Origin of the sequence: Streptomyces sp. NPDC013455, from assembly GCF_040632975.1 — a bacterium.
Taxonomy (GTDB): domain Bacteria; phylum Actinomycetota; class Actinomycetes; order Streptomycetales; family Streptomycetaceae; genus Streptomyces.
In genome coordinates this window covers 40132-55055 of sequence record NZ_JBEYCX010000024.1, presented here as the reverse complement: position 1 = coordinate 55055, position 14924 = coordinate 40132, and the positions used below count along the sequence as shown (strand labels likewise).

At 73.2% G+C, this 14924-nt stretch carries 13 protein-coding genes; 7 read left to right on the top strand and 6 right to left on the bottom strand.

Annotated features, from left to right (window positions below; all coding sequences use genetic code 11):
• Positions 1–110 precede the first annotated feature (110 nt).
• Together ABZ576_RS29935 and ABZ576_RS29930 are read right to left on the bottom strand one after the other, a co-directional pair.
• On the bottom strand, positions 111–1274 hold the full coding sequence (locus tag ABZ576_RS29935) for a hypothetical protein (RefSeq protein WP_360747587.1): 1164 nt from the start codon (positions 1272–1274) through the stop codon (positions 111–113).
• A gap of 49 nt (positions 1275–1323) precedes the next feature.
• Positions 1324–2265 (bottom strand): 5-dehydro-4-deoxyglucarate dehydratase, encoded by a 942-nt coding sequence (locus tag ABZ576_RS29930; RefSeq protein WP_360747584.1) that lies wholly within the window; start codon positions 2263–2265, stop codon positions 1324–1326.
• Between the two features lie 236 nt (positions 2266–2501).
• On the opposite strand from ABZ576_RS29930, the gene ABZ576_RS29925 reads away from it, so the two are divergent.
• The 7 genes from ABZ576_RS29925 (at position 2502) to ABZ576_RS29895 (ending at position 9855) form a co-directional block, all read left to right on the top strand.
• On the top strand, positions 2502–3311 hold the full coding sequence (locus tag ABZ576_RS29925) for an NAD(P)-dependent oxidoreductase (RefSeq protein ID WP_360747581.1): 810 nt from the start codon (positions 2502–2504) through the stop codon (positions 3309–3311).
• 272 nt (positions 3312–3583) lie between these two features.
• Positions 3584–4354: a DeoR/GlpR family DNA-binding transcription regulator gene (locus ABZ576_RS29920; protein ID WP_360747578.1), complete on the top strand. Its 771-nt coding sequence runs from the start codon at positions 3584–3586 to the stop codon at positions 4352–4354.
• Between the two features lie 114 nt (positions 4355–4468).
• Positions 4469–5839: a sugar ABC transporter substrate-binding protein gene (locus ABZ576_RS29915; protein WP_360747575.1), complete on the top strand. Its 1371-nt coding sequence runs from the start codon at positions 4469–4471 to the stop codon at positions 5837–5839.
• Complete coding sequence (locus ABZ576_RS29910; protein ID WP_360747572.1) at positions 5836–6774, top strand: sugar ABC transporter permease; 939 nt, start codon at positions 5836–5838, stop codon at positions 6772–6774. The genes ABZ576_RS29915 and ABZ576_RS29910 overlap by 4 nt, the downstream gene beginning before the upstream one ends.
• A complete protein-coding gene (locus tag ABZ576_RS29905; RefSeq protein WP_360747569.1) occupies positions 6771–7595 on the top strand; it encodes a carbohydrate ABC transporter permease in 825 nt (274 codons plus the stop codon). The genes ABZ576_RS29910 and ABZ576_RS29905 overlap by 4 nt, the downstream gene beginning before the upstream one ends.
• A complete protein-coding gene (locus ABZ576_RS29900; RefSeq protein ID WP_360747566.1) occupies positions 7592–8581 on the top strand; it encodes a zinc-dependent alcohol dehydrogenase family protein in 990 nt (329 codons plus the stop codon). Before ABZ576_RS29905 ends, ABZ576_RS29900 begins: the two co-directional genes overlap by 4 nt.
• Before the next feature lie 74 nt (positions 8582–8655).
• Positions 8656–9855, top strand: a complete 1200-nt coding sequence (locus ABZ576_RS29895; RefSeq protein WP_360747563.1) for a TerD family protein — start codon at positions 8656–8658, stop codon at positions 9853–9855.
• A 65-nt stretch (positions 9856–9920) separates the two neighbouring features.
• On the opposite strand, the gene ABZ576_RS29890 is transcribed toward ABZ576_RS29895, so the two are convergent.
• The 4 genes from ABZ576_RS29890 to ABZ576_RS29875 all read right to left on the bottom strand — a co-directional run bounded on the left by ABZ576_RS29890 (position 9921) and on the right by ABZ576_RS29875 (position 14912).
• Positions 9921–10490, bottom strand: a complete 570-nt coding sequence (locus ABZ576_RS29890; RefSeq protein ID WP_360747560.1) for a helix-turn-helix domain-containing protein — start codon at positions 10488–10490, stop codon at positions 9921–9923.
• 53 nt (positions 10491–10543) lie between these two features.
• A complete protein-coding gene (locus ABZ576_RS29885) occupies positions 10544–11266 on the bottom strand; it encodes a 2'-5' RNA ligase family protein (RefSeq protein ID WP_360747557.1) in 723 nt (240 codons plus the stop codon).
• Between the two features lie 97 nt (positions 11267–11363).
• The gene (locus ABZ576_RS29880) at positions 11364–12962 is read right to left on the bottom strand and encodes a TROVE domain-containing protein (protein ID WP_360747554.1); all 1599 of its coding nucleotides are present in this window, start codon (positions 12960–12962) and stop codon (positions 11364–11366) included.
• 495 nt (positions 12963–13457) lie between these two features.
• Positions 13458–14912: an alkaline phosphatase PhoX gene (locus tag ABZ576_RS29875; protein WP_360747551.1), complete on the bottom strand. Its 1455-nt coding sequence runs from the start codon at positions 14910–14912 to the stop codon at positions 13458–13460.
• Positions 14913–14924 lie beyond the last annotated feature (12 nt).

Here is a 14924-nt window from a genome sequence, read left to right as displayed (position 1 = left end):
GAGGGACCGGCCGGCTCCCGGAAACTCATCGGTGCCCCGGCGCCGCCTTCTGATCCGGCCTGACCGGCCGGACACGTCCAGGGCGTCCGACCGGTCCGCCGGCCCCCGCCTCAGCGCGCCGAGAGCGCCTCCCGGACCACCGCCAGGTCGCCGTCCGACGCCAGCCCGGCGTGGTACAGCCGCAGCTCCGTCGCGCCTTCGGCACGCGCGCGTGCCGCGTCCGCCGCGAGGGTGCCGGGGCTGCCGCCCATCCCGGAGACGACGGTCAGGTTGGCGGCCAGCACCGTCCGCTCCCGGGCCCGGGCGGCGAAGGGCGCCAGCAGGGCCGTACCGCCCGTGCAGGGCACCACCACGCCGTCGGCCACGGACAGGATGTGCGCGGGGTCGACGCCGGCGTTGGCGCCGCAGTGGTAGGAGACCGGGTCGGCGTGCAGCAGGACCTGGAAGCCGGCGGGCGCGGCGGCGCGTACGGCGGCGACGGCCTCCTCCTGGAGGGTGCGGGCGGTCGTGTCGCGCCACGCGCGCGTGGCGGCCGCCGTCTCCTCCCCGAGGAGTTTCTCGACCGTCGGCCAGCCCTCGTCGTCCGCCGCGCCCCGCCACAGCGGTTCCAGGGCCTCGCGCACGGCCGCCGCCAGCGGGCCGGCGGCCAGGCCCCGCTCGCCGTAGCCGGTGCGGCAGGACGGGCAGAAGCACAGGGACATCAGGTACTGCCCGGCGTCCCCGAGGCCCACGCCGGCCGTCTTGTCGTGGGCGTGCAGGTGCGCCAGTCCGTACCAGCCGAGGGACTCCAGTTCGGTGCCGTGCGCGCCGGGGCGTACGGCGGCCTCGGCGGCCAGGTCGACCAGGTACGCGCGCGTGGCGGGCTGGGCGATGCAGGGCGCCCACGGATAGGGGTCGCCGTAGGCGTTGACGACCGAGGTGCCGGGGTGTTCGGCGCCGAGGCGGGAGTTGTGGGCGAGGACGACCCAGGTGTGCACCTCCAGGCCGGCCGCGGCGAGGGCTTCGGCGGCCGTCCCGTAGGCGTCGCCGGGGGCCCAGCGGCCGGCGGGGTGGGGCCGCAGGGCACGGCCCGCCCAGCGGTCGCCCGGCGGGTAGAGGACGGCCGCGTACTCGGCGGTGACGATGCGCCGGCGGGGGTGGCGCGGGGTCAGCGCGCGGGTGGAGTGGTAGGCGGCGGCGAGCGTGACCTGCTCGACGCCGAGTCCGGCGATGCGTGCGGGGGCCTCCGGGTCCCCGTCGACGTCCCAGGGGTAGACGAACGCCGATGCCTTCACACGTCCTCCTCGTCCTCGTACCACCCGTCCGTCGCGTGGCCGTGTCCGCTCACGCGTCCTCCTCCAGCAGCGCGTAGCCGCGTTCGATCAGCTGGGCGAGCTGTTTGAGGTGCTCTCCGGCCGGCTCGTGCAGCGGCGGGCGCACCTCGCCGACGTCCAGGCCGCGCAGCCGCACCCCGGCTTTGACGAGGGAGACGGCGTACCCCCGTCCCTGGGCGCGCAGTTCGACGAACGGGCGGTAGAAGCCGTCCAGGAGGCGGTGCGCGGTGGGCAGGTCGGCCGACTCCAGCGCGCGGTGGAAGGCGAGGGCGATCTCCGGCACGAAGCAGAAGACGGCCGAGGAGTACAGGGTGATGCCGAGCGCGCGGTAGGCGAGCTGGGTCTGCTCGGCGGTGGGCAGGCCGTTGAAGTACAGGAAGTCGCCGGGGACCTCGGTGCGGACGGCGCTGACGGTCCGCTGCATCAGGTCGAGGTCGCCGAGGCCGTCCTTGAGGCCGATGACGCCGTCCGTGCGGGCGAGTTCGACCACCGTCCGGGGGGTGAACACGGCGTTGTCGCGCTGGTAGACGACGACCGGCAGGTCGGTGGCGGCGGCGACCTCGCGGTAGTGCCGCAGCAGGCCCTCCTGGCCGGCGTGCACGAGGTACGGCGGCATGGCGAGCAGGCCGTCGGCGCCGGCGTCCGCGGCCAGACGCGCGTAGCGGACGGCGAGCGCGGTACCGTAACCGGCCCCCGCGACCACGGGGACGCGCCCCTCGGCCGCCTCGACGGCCGCCCGGACGCAGGCCGTGAACTCCTCGGGCAGCAGTGCGTGGAACTCCCCGGTGCCGCAGGCGGCGAAGACGGCGGCGGCACCGGCCGCGACACCCCGGCGTACATGGGTGCGGTAGACGTCCAGGTCGAGTGAGCCGCCGGGGCCGTAGGCGGTGACGGGGAAGAACAGCGGCCCGCTGGGGTCGCGGAGCCGGGCGGCGAGAGGGGCTGGCGTCACAAGCGCTCCCAGTCGGTGCATGCTTCTGATCGGCGTCTATATTTCTGAACAGCTTCACGCTACGGGCCGGGATCGCGGCGGGTCAAGCGCGTGAACCCGCAACACCGCAGCGGATTCCCGCCCGTCACGGCACACTTGACGGGGCACACGACGGCTCCTTAGCGTGTCCATGAATGTGAATCGTGATCACACATGCGGCCCCTCCCTGTCATCGCGGACCCCGAGGAGATCGACGGATGCCCGCTCCCCGCACCCTCCTGCTCACCGGCGCCGCCGGCGGGCTCGGCACCCTGATGCGGTCCCTGCTGCCGGAGTACGGCTACACCCTGCGCCTGTTCGACGTGCGCCCCGTCGAGGGCGAGCCGGACGCGATCACCGCGGACCTCACCGACAAGGCGGCGCTGCGCGAGGCCGTACGGGGTGTCGACGCGGTCCTGCACCTCGCGGGGATCTCCCTGGAAGCACCCTTCGAGAAGATCCTCAGGTCCAACATCGAGGGCACCTTCAACCTGTACGAGGCCGCCCGCCAGGAGGGCGTGGCACGGATCGTCTTCGCCTCCTCCAACCACGCCGTCGGCTTCACACCGGCCCCGCGCGAGGGCGACCCGCTGATCCCCGTCGACACCCCGCGCCGCCCGGACACCTTCTACGGCCTGTCGAAGTCCTTCGGGGAGGACCTGGCCCAGCTCTACTGGGACCGGCACGGACTGGAGACCGTCTCCGTGCGCATCGGCTCCTGCTTCCCGGAGCCGACCAGCGTCCGCATGCTCTCGGTGTGGATGAGCCCGGCCGACGGCGCCCGCCTCTTCCACGCCGCCCTGACCGCCGAGGAGGTCGGCCACACGGTCGTCTACGGCTCCTCCGCCAACACCCGGCTGTGGTGGGACCTCACGAGCGCCCGCGCGCTCGGCTACGACCCGCAGGACGACTCCGAGCCGTACGCCGAGAAGCTCATCGCCGAGCAGGGCGAACTGGACCGGGCGAACCCGGCCCACAGTCACCTGGGCGGGCACTTCGTGAACGATCCGCCGATCTGGCCGTACTGAACCCCCTTCCGGCCGCGAGCGGCCGGAAACGATCGTCCACGCGCGCGGGCGGGCACCGAACGGGCCCGCCCGCCACCGTGTCCGGGCATCCGCCGTGCCCGTTACCACTCCCCTTGGGACGGCCGCGCAGGTCCGCAGCGGGCACGCGCCGCGCGAAGCGGGCCCACTCGGGCACCAGCGGACCCGGAACAGACCTGGTCAGCGCCGCGCACCGCAGGTAAAACTTCCCCCACGGGCCCGAACGGGCAACTCCTGGGGAAGTGGGTGACGACGTGAGCACGCGGACGACGGAGGAACGCCGGCGCGAGATCGTGCGGACCGCGCGCGCCACCGGCTCGGTGGACGTCACCGCGCTCGCCGCCGGCCTGGGCGTGGCCAAGGAGACCATCCGGCGCGATCTGCGCGTGCTGGAGGACCACGGCCTGCTCCGCCGCACCCATGGCGGCGCCTACCCGGTGGAGAGCGCGGGCTTCGAGACGACGCTCGCCTTCCGGGCCACCAGCCACGTGCCCGAGAAGCGCCGGATCGCCGCCGCCGCTGCCGGCCTGCTCGGGGACGCCGAGACGGTCTTCGTCGACGAGGGCTTCACCCCGCAGCTCATCGCCGAGGCACTGCCAAGGGACCGGCCGCTGACCGTCGTCACCGCCTCCCTCCCGGTCGCCGGCGCCCTCGCGGAGGCCGGCCAGGTCTCGGTGCTGCTGCTCGGCGGCCGGGTCCGTCCCGGCACGCTGGCCACCGTCGACCACTGGACCACGAAGATGCTGGCCGGCTTCGTGATCGACCTCGCCTACATCGGGGCCAACGGCGTCTCCCGGGAGCACGGCCTGACCACCCCGGACCCGGCGGTCGGCGAGGTCAAGGCGCAGGCCGTCCGGGCCGCCCGGCGCACGGTCTTCGCGGGCGTGCACACCAAGTTCGGCGCGGTCGGCTTCTGCCGGTTCGCGGAGATCGGCGCGCTGGAGGCGATCGTGACCAGCACCCTGCTCCCGGCCGCCGAGGCACACCGCTACTCCCTGCTGGGCCCCCAGGTCATCCGGGTCTGATCCTTCCGCCCCGCCCCGCCCTCCGCCCCCCGGGGCGTCCCACACCCCCGGTCGCCCCATATATCCCCATACCTTCCTGCTTTCCTGTCCCCTCCCTCACCCCAGGAGCGATCCATGCGCACCCCGAGCCGACGGAGGCCGCGAGCCACGCTCGCCCTGGCCGCCGCAGGGACGCTGCTCGCCCCGCTGCTCTCCGGCTGCTGGGCCGGCGCCGGCGGGACCGGTTCCGGCGGCGACTCCATCAACGTGCTGATGGTCAACAACCCGCAGATGACCGAGCTGCGGAAGCTGACCGCCGCCCACTTCACCAAGGACACCGGCATCAAGGTCAACTTCACGGTCCTGCCCGAGAACGACGTCCGCGACAAGATGAGCCAGGACTTCGCCAACCAGGCCGGCCAGTACGACGTGGCCACCCTGTCCAACTACGAGATACCGATCTACGCCCGCAACGGCTGGCTGCACGAGATGGACACGTACGTCGCGAAGGACCCGTCCTACGACGAGCGGGACGTCCTGAAGCCGATGCGCCGGTCCCTCACCGGTGACGACGGCAAGCTGTACGGGCAGCCCTTCTACGGCGAGTCGTCCTTCCTCATGTACCGCAAGGACGTGTTCGCGGCCGAGGGTCTGACGATGCCCGCCCACCCCACCTGGCGGCAGGTCGCGGAGCTGGCCGCGCGGGCGGACGGCGCCCGGCCCGGCATGCGGGGCATCTGCCTGCGCGGACTGCCCGGCTGGGGCGAGCTGACGGCCCCGCTGACGACGGTCGTGAACACCTTCGGCGGCACCTGGTTCGACAAGGACTGGAAGGCCCGGCTCGACTCCCCCGCCTTCGAAAAGGCGACGAAGTTCTATGTCGACCTCGTCCGCGAGCACGGCGAGTCCGGCGCCGCCCAGTCCGGCTTCGCCGAGTGCCTCAACAACATGACCCAGGGCAAGGTCGCCATGTGGTACGACGCCACCTCGGCGGCCGGACTGCTGGAGGCCGGGGACTCCCCGGTCAAGGGCAAGCTCGGCTACGCACCCGCTCCCGTGGAGAGGACGACGTCCTCCGGCTGGCTCTACACCTGGGCGTGGGGCATCCAGCAGGCCTCCCGCAACCCGGACAAGGCCTGGAAGTTCGTCTCCTGGGCGTCCGGCAAGGACTATGAGCGGCTGGTCGGCGAGACCAGCGGCTGGTCGAACGTCCCGGCGGGCAAGCGCGCCTCGACCTACACGAACGCCGACTACCGCGCGTCGGCCGCCGCCTTCCAGGAGATGACACGGGAGGCCATCGAGAGCGCCCGGCCGGACGACCCCGGTGTGCAGCCGCGGCCCGCACCCGGCATCCAGTTCGTCGGCATCCCCGAGTTCACCGACCTCGGTACCAAGGTCTCCCAGGAGATCAGCGCGGCCATCGCCGGCCGCCAGTCCGTGGACGCGGCCCTGACGAGGTCGCAGGCGCTCGCCGAGGAGATCTCCGAGGAGTACGAGGGACGATGACAGCGACCACCACGGCCCCTCCCGCGGCCGCCCCCGTACGGACGGCCGGACAGCCCCCGGCCCGGCTGCGCGCCTGGGCCACCCGGGCCCCGCTGCTGCCCGCCCTCGTCTTCATGATCGTGGTGACCCAGCTGCCGTTCGTGGCCACGCTGGTGATCTCCTTCTTCGACTGGAACGCCCTCTACCCGAAAGCCCGCCGCTTCGCCGGCCTCGACAACTACCGCCAGGTGCTGACGGACACGGACCTGCGCCACTCGGTGTGGACGACCGTGCTGCTCACGGCGGCGGTGGTGCTGGCAAGCCTGGTCCTCGGGCTGGCGCTGGCGCTGCTGCTGGACCGGCGGTTCCGCGGCCGGGGCGTCGTCCGCACCCTGCTCATCGCGCCCTTCCTGGTGGTGCCGGTGGCCGCGGCCCTGCTCTGGAAGCATGTGCTCTACAACCCCGAATACGGCCTCCTGAATGGGCTGTTGCACTATGTGGGCGGCCCACAGCCGGACTGGGTCTCCCGCACCCCGCTGCTCGCGGTCGAGGCCTCCCTGGTGTGGCAGTGGACGCCGTTCATGATGCTGATCCTGCTGGCCGGGCTGCAGAGCCGGGATCAGCAGCAGATCGAGGCCGCGCGGGTCGACGGCGCGGGCGGCTGGCAGATCTTCCGCCACCTCACCCTGCCCCACCTGCGCCGCTACCTGGAGCTGGGCGCGCTGCTGGGCTCGATCCACATCGTGCAGAACTTCGACGCGGTCTTCACGATCACCTCCGGCGGCCTGGGCACCGCCAACCTGCCGTACACCGTCTACCAGAGCTTCTACCAGGCGCACGAGAACGGCCTCGCCTCGGCCGCCGGCGTCCTGGTGGTCATCGGCTCGCTCGTCATCGCGACCTTCGCGCTGCGCGTGGTGTCGTCCCTGTTCCGCGAGGAGGTGTCCCGCGCATGAGCGCCGTACGCCGTAACGGTCTGGGCCTGCTGGCGTGGCTGGCCGGGAGCGTGTTCTTCCTGCCCGTCGCCTGGATGGCACTGACGTCGTTCCACTCCGAGGCGGACGCGGCGACCAACCCGCCGTCGTTCACCGCCGCCCCGACCCTCGACGGCTACCGCGAGTTCTTCGGCAGCGACGGCGGGGCGAGCCCCTGGCCCGCGCTGGTCAACTCCACGGTGGCGTCGGTGGCCTCGACGCTCCTCGTCCTCCTGCTGGCCCTCCCGGCGGCCTATGCGCTGTCGATCCGGCCGGTGCGGAAGTGGACGGACGTCCTGTTCTTCTTCCTGTCCACGAAGATGCTGCCGGCGGTGGCGGGCCTGCTGCCGGTCTACCTGTTCGCCAGGAACGCCGGGATGCTCGACGACATATGGCTGCTGGTCGTCCTCCACACCTCCATGAACCTGCCGATCGCGGTGTGGATGATGCAGTCCTTCCTCGCCGAGGTGCCGGTCGCCGTCATCGAGGCGGCCCGCGTGGACGGCGCCCCCCTGCGGGTCATCCTCGCGCGCGTGGTGGCCCCGATCGCCCTGCCCGGCATCGCCGCCACCGCCCTGATCTGCTTCATCTTCAGCTGGAACGAACTGCTCTTCGCCCGGGTCCTGACCGGCGTGGTCGCCGAGACCGCCCCCGTCTTCCTGACCGGCTTCATCACCAGCCAGGGCCTGTTCCTGGCCAAGGTGAGCGCCGCGTCGCTCGTCATCTCCCTGCCGGTGCTCGCCGCGGGGTTCGCCGCCCAGGACAAGCTGGTCCAGGGCCTTTCGTTGGGAGCCGTGAAATGAAGGCCGCCGTCATCGAGTCCGTGGGCCGCGCCGTCGTCACCGAGGTCCCGGACCCGACGCCGGGCCCGCGCGAGGTCGTCGTCGAGGTGGCGGCCTGCGGCCTGTGCGGCACCGACCTGCACATCCTCCAGGGCGAGTTCGCGCCGAAGCTGCCGATCGTCCCCGGACACGAGTTCGCGGGCGAGGTCGTCGGGGTCGGCACCCGGGTCACCGAGGTGGCCGTCGGCGACCGGGTGGCGGTCGACCCCTCGCTGTACTGCTTCGAGTGCCGGTACTGCCGCAGCGGGCACAACAACCTGTGCGAGCGCTGGGCCGCGATCGGCGTGACGACGGCCGGGGGCGCGGCACGTTACGCGCTCGCCCCGGTCGCCAACTGCGTGAAGCTCCCCGAGCACGTGCGCACCGGGGACGCGGCGCTGGTGGAACCCCTGTCCTGCGCGGTGCGCGGCTACGACGTGCTGCGCTCCCGCCTCGGCGCCCACGTGCTGGTCTACGGCTCCGGGACCATGGGTCTGATGATGCTGGAACTGGCCAAGCGGACCGGCGCGGCGAGCGTGGACGTGGTCGACGTGAACCCGGCGCGCCTGGAGACGGCCCGGCTGCTCGGGGTGTCGGGCGCGGCGGGCAGCGCGGACGAACTGGACCGGCCGCAGGGCTGGGACGTGGTGGTGGACGCGACCGGCAACGCGGCGGCGATCCAGGACGGTCTGGACCGGGTCGCCAAGGCGGGCACCTTCCTGCAGTTCGGGGTGGCCGACTACGCGACCCGGGTGACGATCGACCCGTACCGGATCTACAACCGGGAGATCACCATCACCGGCTCCATGGCGGTGCTGCACAGCTTCGAGCGGGCGGCGGAGCTGTTCGCGAACGGGGTGCTGGACCCGGGCGTCTTCATCAGCGACCGCGTCCCGCTGGAGCGGTACCCCGAGGCGCTGGAGCAGTTCGCGGCGGGGGTGGGACGGAAGATCGTCGTGGTGCCGTAGGCCATTCGGCCGGGGCCCTCCCGCCGGTAAGGGAACGGTAAAGCGGTGTCGTTCGTTCATCCGGCATGACAGCTATGACCCCAGGCTCGAACATCCCTCTCTCGGCCGCGCGCGTGACGGTGGACGTCTCCGCTCCGGTGCGGCTCGACGTGTCGGGCCTGCTGCTCACCGCCGACGGCAAGGTGCGGTCCGACGACGACTTCATCTTCTACAACCAGCCGACGGGCCCCGGCGTGACGTACCGCTCCGGCGGGGGTACGGCGCCCGACGCGATCACGGTCGACACCGCCGCCGTGCCGCCGGACATCGAGAAGATCGTGGTCACCGCCAGCCCGGACGCGGCCGGCCAGACCTTCCAGGGCATCGAGCCGACGGCCACCGTCCGCGACGCGGACGGCGCCGCCGTGCTCGCCACGTTCACCCCGCCGCAGCTCGGCGCCGAGACCGCGCTGGTGGTCGTGGAGATCTACCGCAGGGGCGGCCAGTGGAAGGCCCGCGCCGTCGGCCAGGGGTACGCCAACGGACTGGCCGGCATCGCGACGGACTTCGGCGTGACGGTGGAGGAGCCCGCCGCGGCCCCGGCCGCCGCCCCCGCGGCCCCGACGGCCCCGCCGCCGCAGCCGCCCGCCGCCCCGGCGGTCCCCGCCGCCCCGCCGCGGCCGGCCGCCCCGCCGCCCGCCCCCGCGCCGGGTGCCGGGAAGATCAACCTGGACAAGGGCCGGGTCAGCCTCCAGAAGAACCAGACCGTGTCCCTGGTCAAGGGCGGCCGGCCGCTGCTCTCCCAGGTGCAGATGGGCCTCGGCTGGGAGCCGGCGTTCCGCGGCAAGGACATCGACCTGGACGCCTCGGTGATCGCCTACGGGCCGCAGCGCAACCACATCGACAGCTGCTACTTCGGCAAGCTGACGATCCTGAAGGGCGCGGTCCGGCACTCCGGGGACAACCTGACCGGCGAGGGCGGGGGCGACGACGAGGTGATCACGGTGGACCTCGGCCGGCTGCCGCAGGAGGTCACCGGCCTGGTCTTCACAGTGAACTCGTTCTCCGGCCAGAAGTTCACGGAGGTCGCCAAGGCCTACTGCCGCCTGGTCGACGCGGCCACCGGCGAGGAACTGGTCCGCTTCGACCTCACCGGCGCGGAGCCCCAGACCGGCGTCATGATGGCGAAGCTCATCCGCCAGTTCTCCGGCGAGTGGGACATGACGGCCATGGGCGACTTCGTGAAGGCCCGGACGGTGCGGAACATGGTCGAGCCGGGAGCGAGGGCCCTGTAGCCCGGCAGGCGGGGGCGCGTACGGGCCGGCCCGCGGCCCTTCGAGGGGCGCGGCCGGCACCGGTCTCAGCCGGCCCGCAGTCCCTCCAGCAGCAGCCGCAGATAGCGGCGGATCTCCTCGGTCCGCCCGCCTCCCAGCTCCGCCGCCGCGGTCACCCCGTGCACCAGCCGCAGCACCTCGACCGGCTCCACGTCCGGCCGCAGCGTACCCTCCGCCTGGGCCGCCTCCACCAGCCGCACGGCGGCGCCCTGGACGACGGTCCCGCACACGGTCGGCGTCGTCGCGCCGCCGTCCGTCACGGCCGAGCTGAGCAGGGCCTTCATGCCCCGCACCTGGAGGGTGCCGACGCTCAGCTCAAACAGCCACTCCCGCAGCGCCTCGCCCGGCGGGAGTTGCCCGGCCAGTTCGCCGGCGCGCGTGCCCAGCGCCTCGACCCGGTCGACGTACGCCGCCTCCAGCAGCGCCCGCCGGGTCGGGAAGTGCCGGTAGAGCGTGCCCGAGCCGACGCCGGCGCGCTTGGCTATGTCGTCCAGCGAGGCGTTCTCCCCGTGCTCGGCGAACGCCTCCGCCGCCACCGCCAGCAACCGCTCGTGGTTGCGCCGGGCGTCCGCGCGCATGGGCCTCACCTGCGGCATCCGGGTACTCCTCGCCGACCGGGGATCCTCCCCGTATCTTATCGAGCCGCTGGTCACCCCTCCGGTGGCGGATATCCGCCGGCTGCCGGGCCGCTTCCGGGCCGGCGGTCCGTCGCGCCGCTGCCCAGGCCGATCGTGGCGCGCGTCCGCATGGGGCCGTCGCCACGGCGGGAGAGGAGCACGACCTCGGTCACGCGCGCGTGCAGCACACCGAGCCGGGCGGCGCATTCGGCCGCGAGGATCCGCGGGGCACGGGTGCGCCCGAGCGAGAGGTGCGGGATGAAGCGCGGGAAGCGGTCCGTGCAGTACGGGAAGGGCTCCGCCAGCGCCCGCCGGAGCTCCGTCCAGGGCGCGGTGCCGGCCGCCGCGGGGTCGAGCCACACGGTGGCGCAGGACCGGTGGCGGAAGGCGCGGACCCCGCCGAGCCGGATGTCGAAGGGCTCGCACTGCGCGGCCGCGGCGGCCAGCAGGGGCAGCGCCGCCGGGAAGTCCTCCTCCGGCACGAAGCCGAAGATCAGGTTGACGTGGGGCGGCCAGCGGCGGATCTGCGGGTCGTGCTCGGCGCGGATGCGCTGGATGTCGGGCCAGAGCCCGGGCGGGGGCAGCCAGGCGACGGCGGTCCGCGGCGTGGGGAACGACTCCAGCCGCCCCGGCCCCGCGGCCGGACGGGGCCCCCCGGCCACGGCCGGCACGTCGGCCGCACCCCGGACCTCACCGGGACCGGGGACCTCGGCCGGCCCGGGCGTCGGGGGGCGGATCGCCGGCGTGGGGGGCACACCCCCATCATGACCCCGCCCGGCCCGCACGCCCCGTGGAGAGCCCGGCCTTCAGCGGAACCCGGTCGGCCGCCCCTCCTGTGCGGCGCGCCGCTGATCAGGCCCCGCTGCTCCCGGCCTCCCACGGCCAGTCGGCGGTCTTCGCCCGCTCCAGCAACGGCACCATCCGGAACGCCGCGTCCGAGAGGCCGCCGAAGGTGTGCCGGTTGCCGGTGCCCGACGGGCCGTGGCCCGCTCGGTAGCCGGCCAGGTTCCAGGTGTAGACCGGGACGCGGTCCGGGATCTGGTCGGTCGGGGCGCCGTGCCGGTTCGTGGCGTACTGCTCGTCGGTGACGATCAGCACCCGGTCGTGGTTCCGGTAGTGCCGCCGCACGGCCTCGGTGGTGTCGGTGCCGCCCAGATCGCCGAAGCGCTCCAGGACCCGCAGCACCGACTCACCCGTGCGGAACTCCACCCTCTCGCTGGTCGAGCCGAACTGCACGAGGTCGGCGTCCGCCGCCCGCAGCGCGAGCGCCGTGCCGAACACCGCGGCCGCGTCGGCCCGGCTGAGCCGCGAGCGATCGGAGACCTGCGACCAGAACATGGAGCCGGAGCGGTCGACCAGCACGAGGGTGCGGCCCGGCAGCGCGGGCACGTTGGCCAGCGAGTGGCCGAGCGCCCGCTCCAGCGGGTAGGACCAGCGCAGCGAGGGCGCGTGCTGGTAGGCGGCCAGGTAGCGGAAGGGGAACTGCCGCGAGCGGCGTACCTCTTCGGGGTCGCCGAGCTTCGCCGCGACCCGGGCGGCGACCTCGTCGCCGACCCCGGCCTCGTCGAAGTTCCGCAGGTTGCGGACCAGTGCCATCGCGCCCATGGACGGGATGACGGCCTCCCAGGCCGCCTTGTCCATGGGGCCCTGGAGCCAGCCGGCCAGCGCCTCCCAGGTGATGCCGGCCGCGGCCAGCCGCTCGGCGCCGCCGGGCGCGGTGACGACCGCCCGCCGCTGTGCGACGGGCAGCGCCATCAGCTCGCGGTGCAGGCCGAGCGCCGGGAGCGAGGCGGGCGGTACGGCGGTGTCCGGGTGGTGCCGCCGGTCGAGCGCGTACCGGAACAGGTCGCCCTGCCAGGGCTTGTCCGGGTCCGGCGCCGCGTGCACCAGGTTCAGGACGTCACCGAAGCGGTACCCCTTGGACGCGGTGTCGTACTTCAGCAGCGACCTGGCGTGGAAGAGCCGTCGTACGGCGTCGGCGACGCCCCGCTTGACGGGCTTGGGAATCGCGCGGCCGTAGGCCGACGTCCAGTAGGCGAGCAGCTCGCCGGGCTCGTCGGGGCGCTGGAGCACGGAGTCGACGACCTGCCGGTTCGACGGGCCGTCGGTGGCCCCGGCGGCCAGCCGCGCGTGCACGTACTCGGCGGCGCCCACGAGGGAGGCCGTCCGCATGTGGGCCTCGCCGCGCAGCCAGCCGAGCAGGCCGGCCGTCCAGGCGGGGTCGCTGACGGCGAGTTCGCGGACGAGGCGGGTGAAGCGCTCGTCGCGCTGGTCGCCGCTCTCGTAGAAGGTCCGCTGCGCGACGAAGTCGGTGACGGCGAGCAGGAAGAGCTCCGAGCGCGGATCGCGCTCGTGGCCGCGGCCGCCCTCGTGGGTCCGCAGGACGCGGCCGGTCGATGTCACCGCCGACTTCGCCTGCGCCTTGGCGGCACGCGTGTTGAATCGCGCCATGGTGAATTCCCCCGAATTCCCTCGTTCTCCGGAGGGGGGCGCGGCAAATGGGGGGTGCCCGAGGGCGGAAGCCGGCTGCGGAACACATACAGCTGCTCTACCACTGGGCTACAGCGCCCCGAAGGCGCCGACGGGAGTCGAACCCGCGACCGGCTGTGACCGAAGTAACCGCTGCCTGCGCACCGGACACCCACCATGCGCCGCGCCTCCCGAGATCAAGTCGGCGGCGGTCGTGGATTCTCTTTGGAAAAGAAGTAACCGCAGCCCGCGCACCGGGAGGTGCGTGCACTTTCCGTGTCCAGAGGTCGAGGTCGGCGGAACCGACGTATGGTGCTCTGCCCCTGAGCTACACCGGCACGTCGAGCCGGTGGCGGGACTCGAACCCGCGGCCTCCCCATGAGAAGTGGAAGTAGGTCCTGCCTGTCGCACCTGGACGAGGATCACTCTAGGAGGGGGCCGCGGGACGAGCGAGCGAATTTACCTACCGGGCGGAGGTCAGTCGCACTTCTGGCGCTTCCAGGGGCCGGTGATGGCGAGCATGATGCCGGGGTCCTGGATGTTGGCGTACAGGGTCTTGCCGTCGGGCGAGAAGGTGACGCCGGTGAACTCGCTGTACTCCGGCTTCTCCGCGGTGCCGACGTTCAGGTCGTTGCGGGCGATCGGGTAGGTGCGGCCGCTGTCGGTCGCGCCGAACAGGTGCTGGACGCCCTCGCCGTCCTCGGCGATGATCAGGCCGCCGTAGGGGGAGACGGTGATGTTGTCCGGGCCGTCGAAGGCGCCGTCCTGGGACGGGTCCGGGTTCACCCCGAGCAGCACCTTCAGCGTCAGCGTGCGGCGCTTGGGGTCGTAGAACCAGACCTGGCCGTCGTGCTGGACCGGGCTCTCCGCGCGGGCGAAGGAGGAGACGACGTAGACGCCGCCGTCACCCCACCACATGCCCTCCAGCTTGCGGGCGCGGGTGATCTGGCCGTCGGTGAACTGCTTGCGCACCGAGACGGTCTTCGCGTCGCGGTCGGGGACGTCCACCCAGTCGACGCCGTAGACGGTGCCGATCTTGGTGGCGCGGGAGAGGTCGTCCACGAACTTGCCGCCGGAGTCGAAGCACTTGAACGCCTGCAGCACGCCGGCGTCGTCGGCGAGGGTGCGCAGCCTGCCGCGGCCGTGGCGGAAACCGGCCGGCGGGGTCCAGCGGTAGAACAGGCCGTTGGGGCCGGAGGCGTCCTCGGTGAGGTAGAGGTGGCCGCGCTTGGGGTCGACGACGACGGCCTCGTGGGCGTAGCGGCCCAGGGCCTTGATCGGCTTCGGGTCGCGGTTGGCCCGGCGGTCCTCCGGGTCGACCTCGAAGACGTAGCCGTGGTCCTTGGTGAAGCCGTTCTTGCCGGCCTTGTCCTCGGTCTCCTCGCAGGTCAGCCAGGTGCCCCAGGGGGTGCTGCCGCCCGCGCAGTTGGTGGCCGTGCCGGCGATGCCCACCCATTCGGCGACCTCGCCGCCGCGGCGGACCTCGACCACCGTGCAGCCGCCGGCCGCCGCCGGGTCGTAGACGAGGCCCTCGGCGAGCGGCACCGGGTGCGGCCACTGGGCGCGGGCGCCGCCCAGCTCGTGGTTGTTGACGAGCAGGGTGGTGCCGCGCGGGCCGGCGAAGGTGGCCGTGCCGTCGTGGTTGGACGGGGTGGACTCGCCCGACTCCAGCTTGGTCTTGCCGGTGTAGGTGATGATCCGGTACTTGAAGCCGGCGGGCAGGGCGAGGATGCCGTCCGGGTCGGCTATCAGCGGGCCGTAGCCGACGCCGCGGTGGTGGCCCCCGGGCGCGGACTCGGCCCCGGCGCTCTCGTCGTCCGTGACGGCGAGGGCGTTCGGCGCGGTGGCGAGTGCGCCGACGCTGCCCGCCAGGGCGACCCCGGCACCGGTGATCGCGGATTTTCTGGCGAAGTCCCTGCGGGTGAGCGACATGGTGTCTCCTGT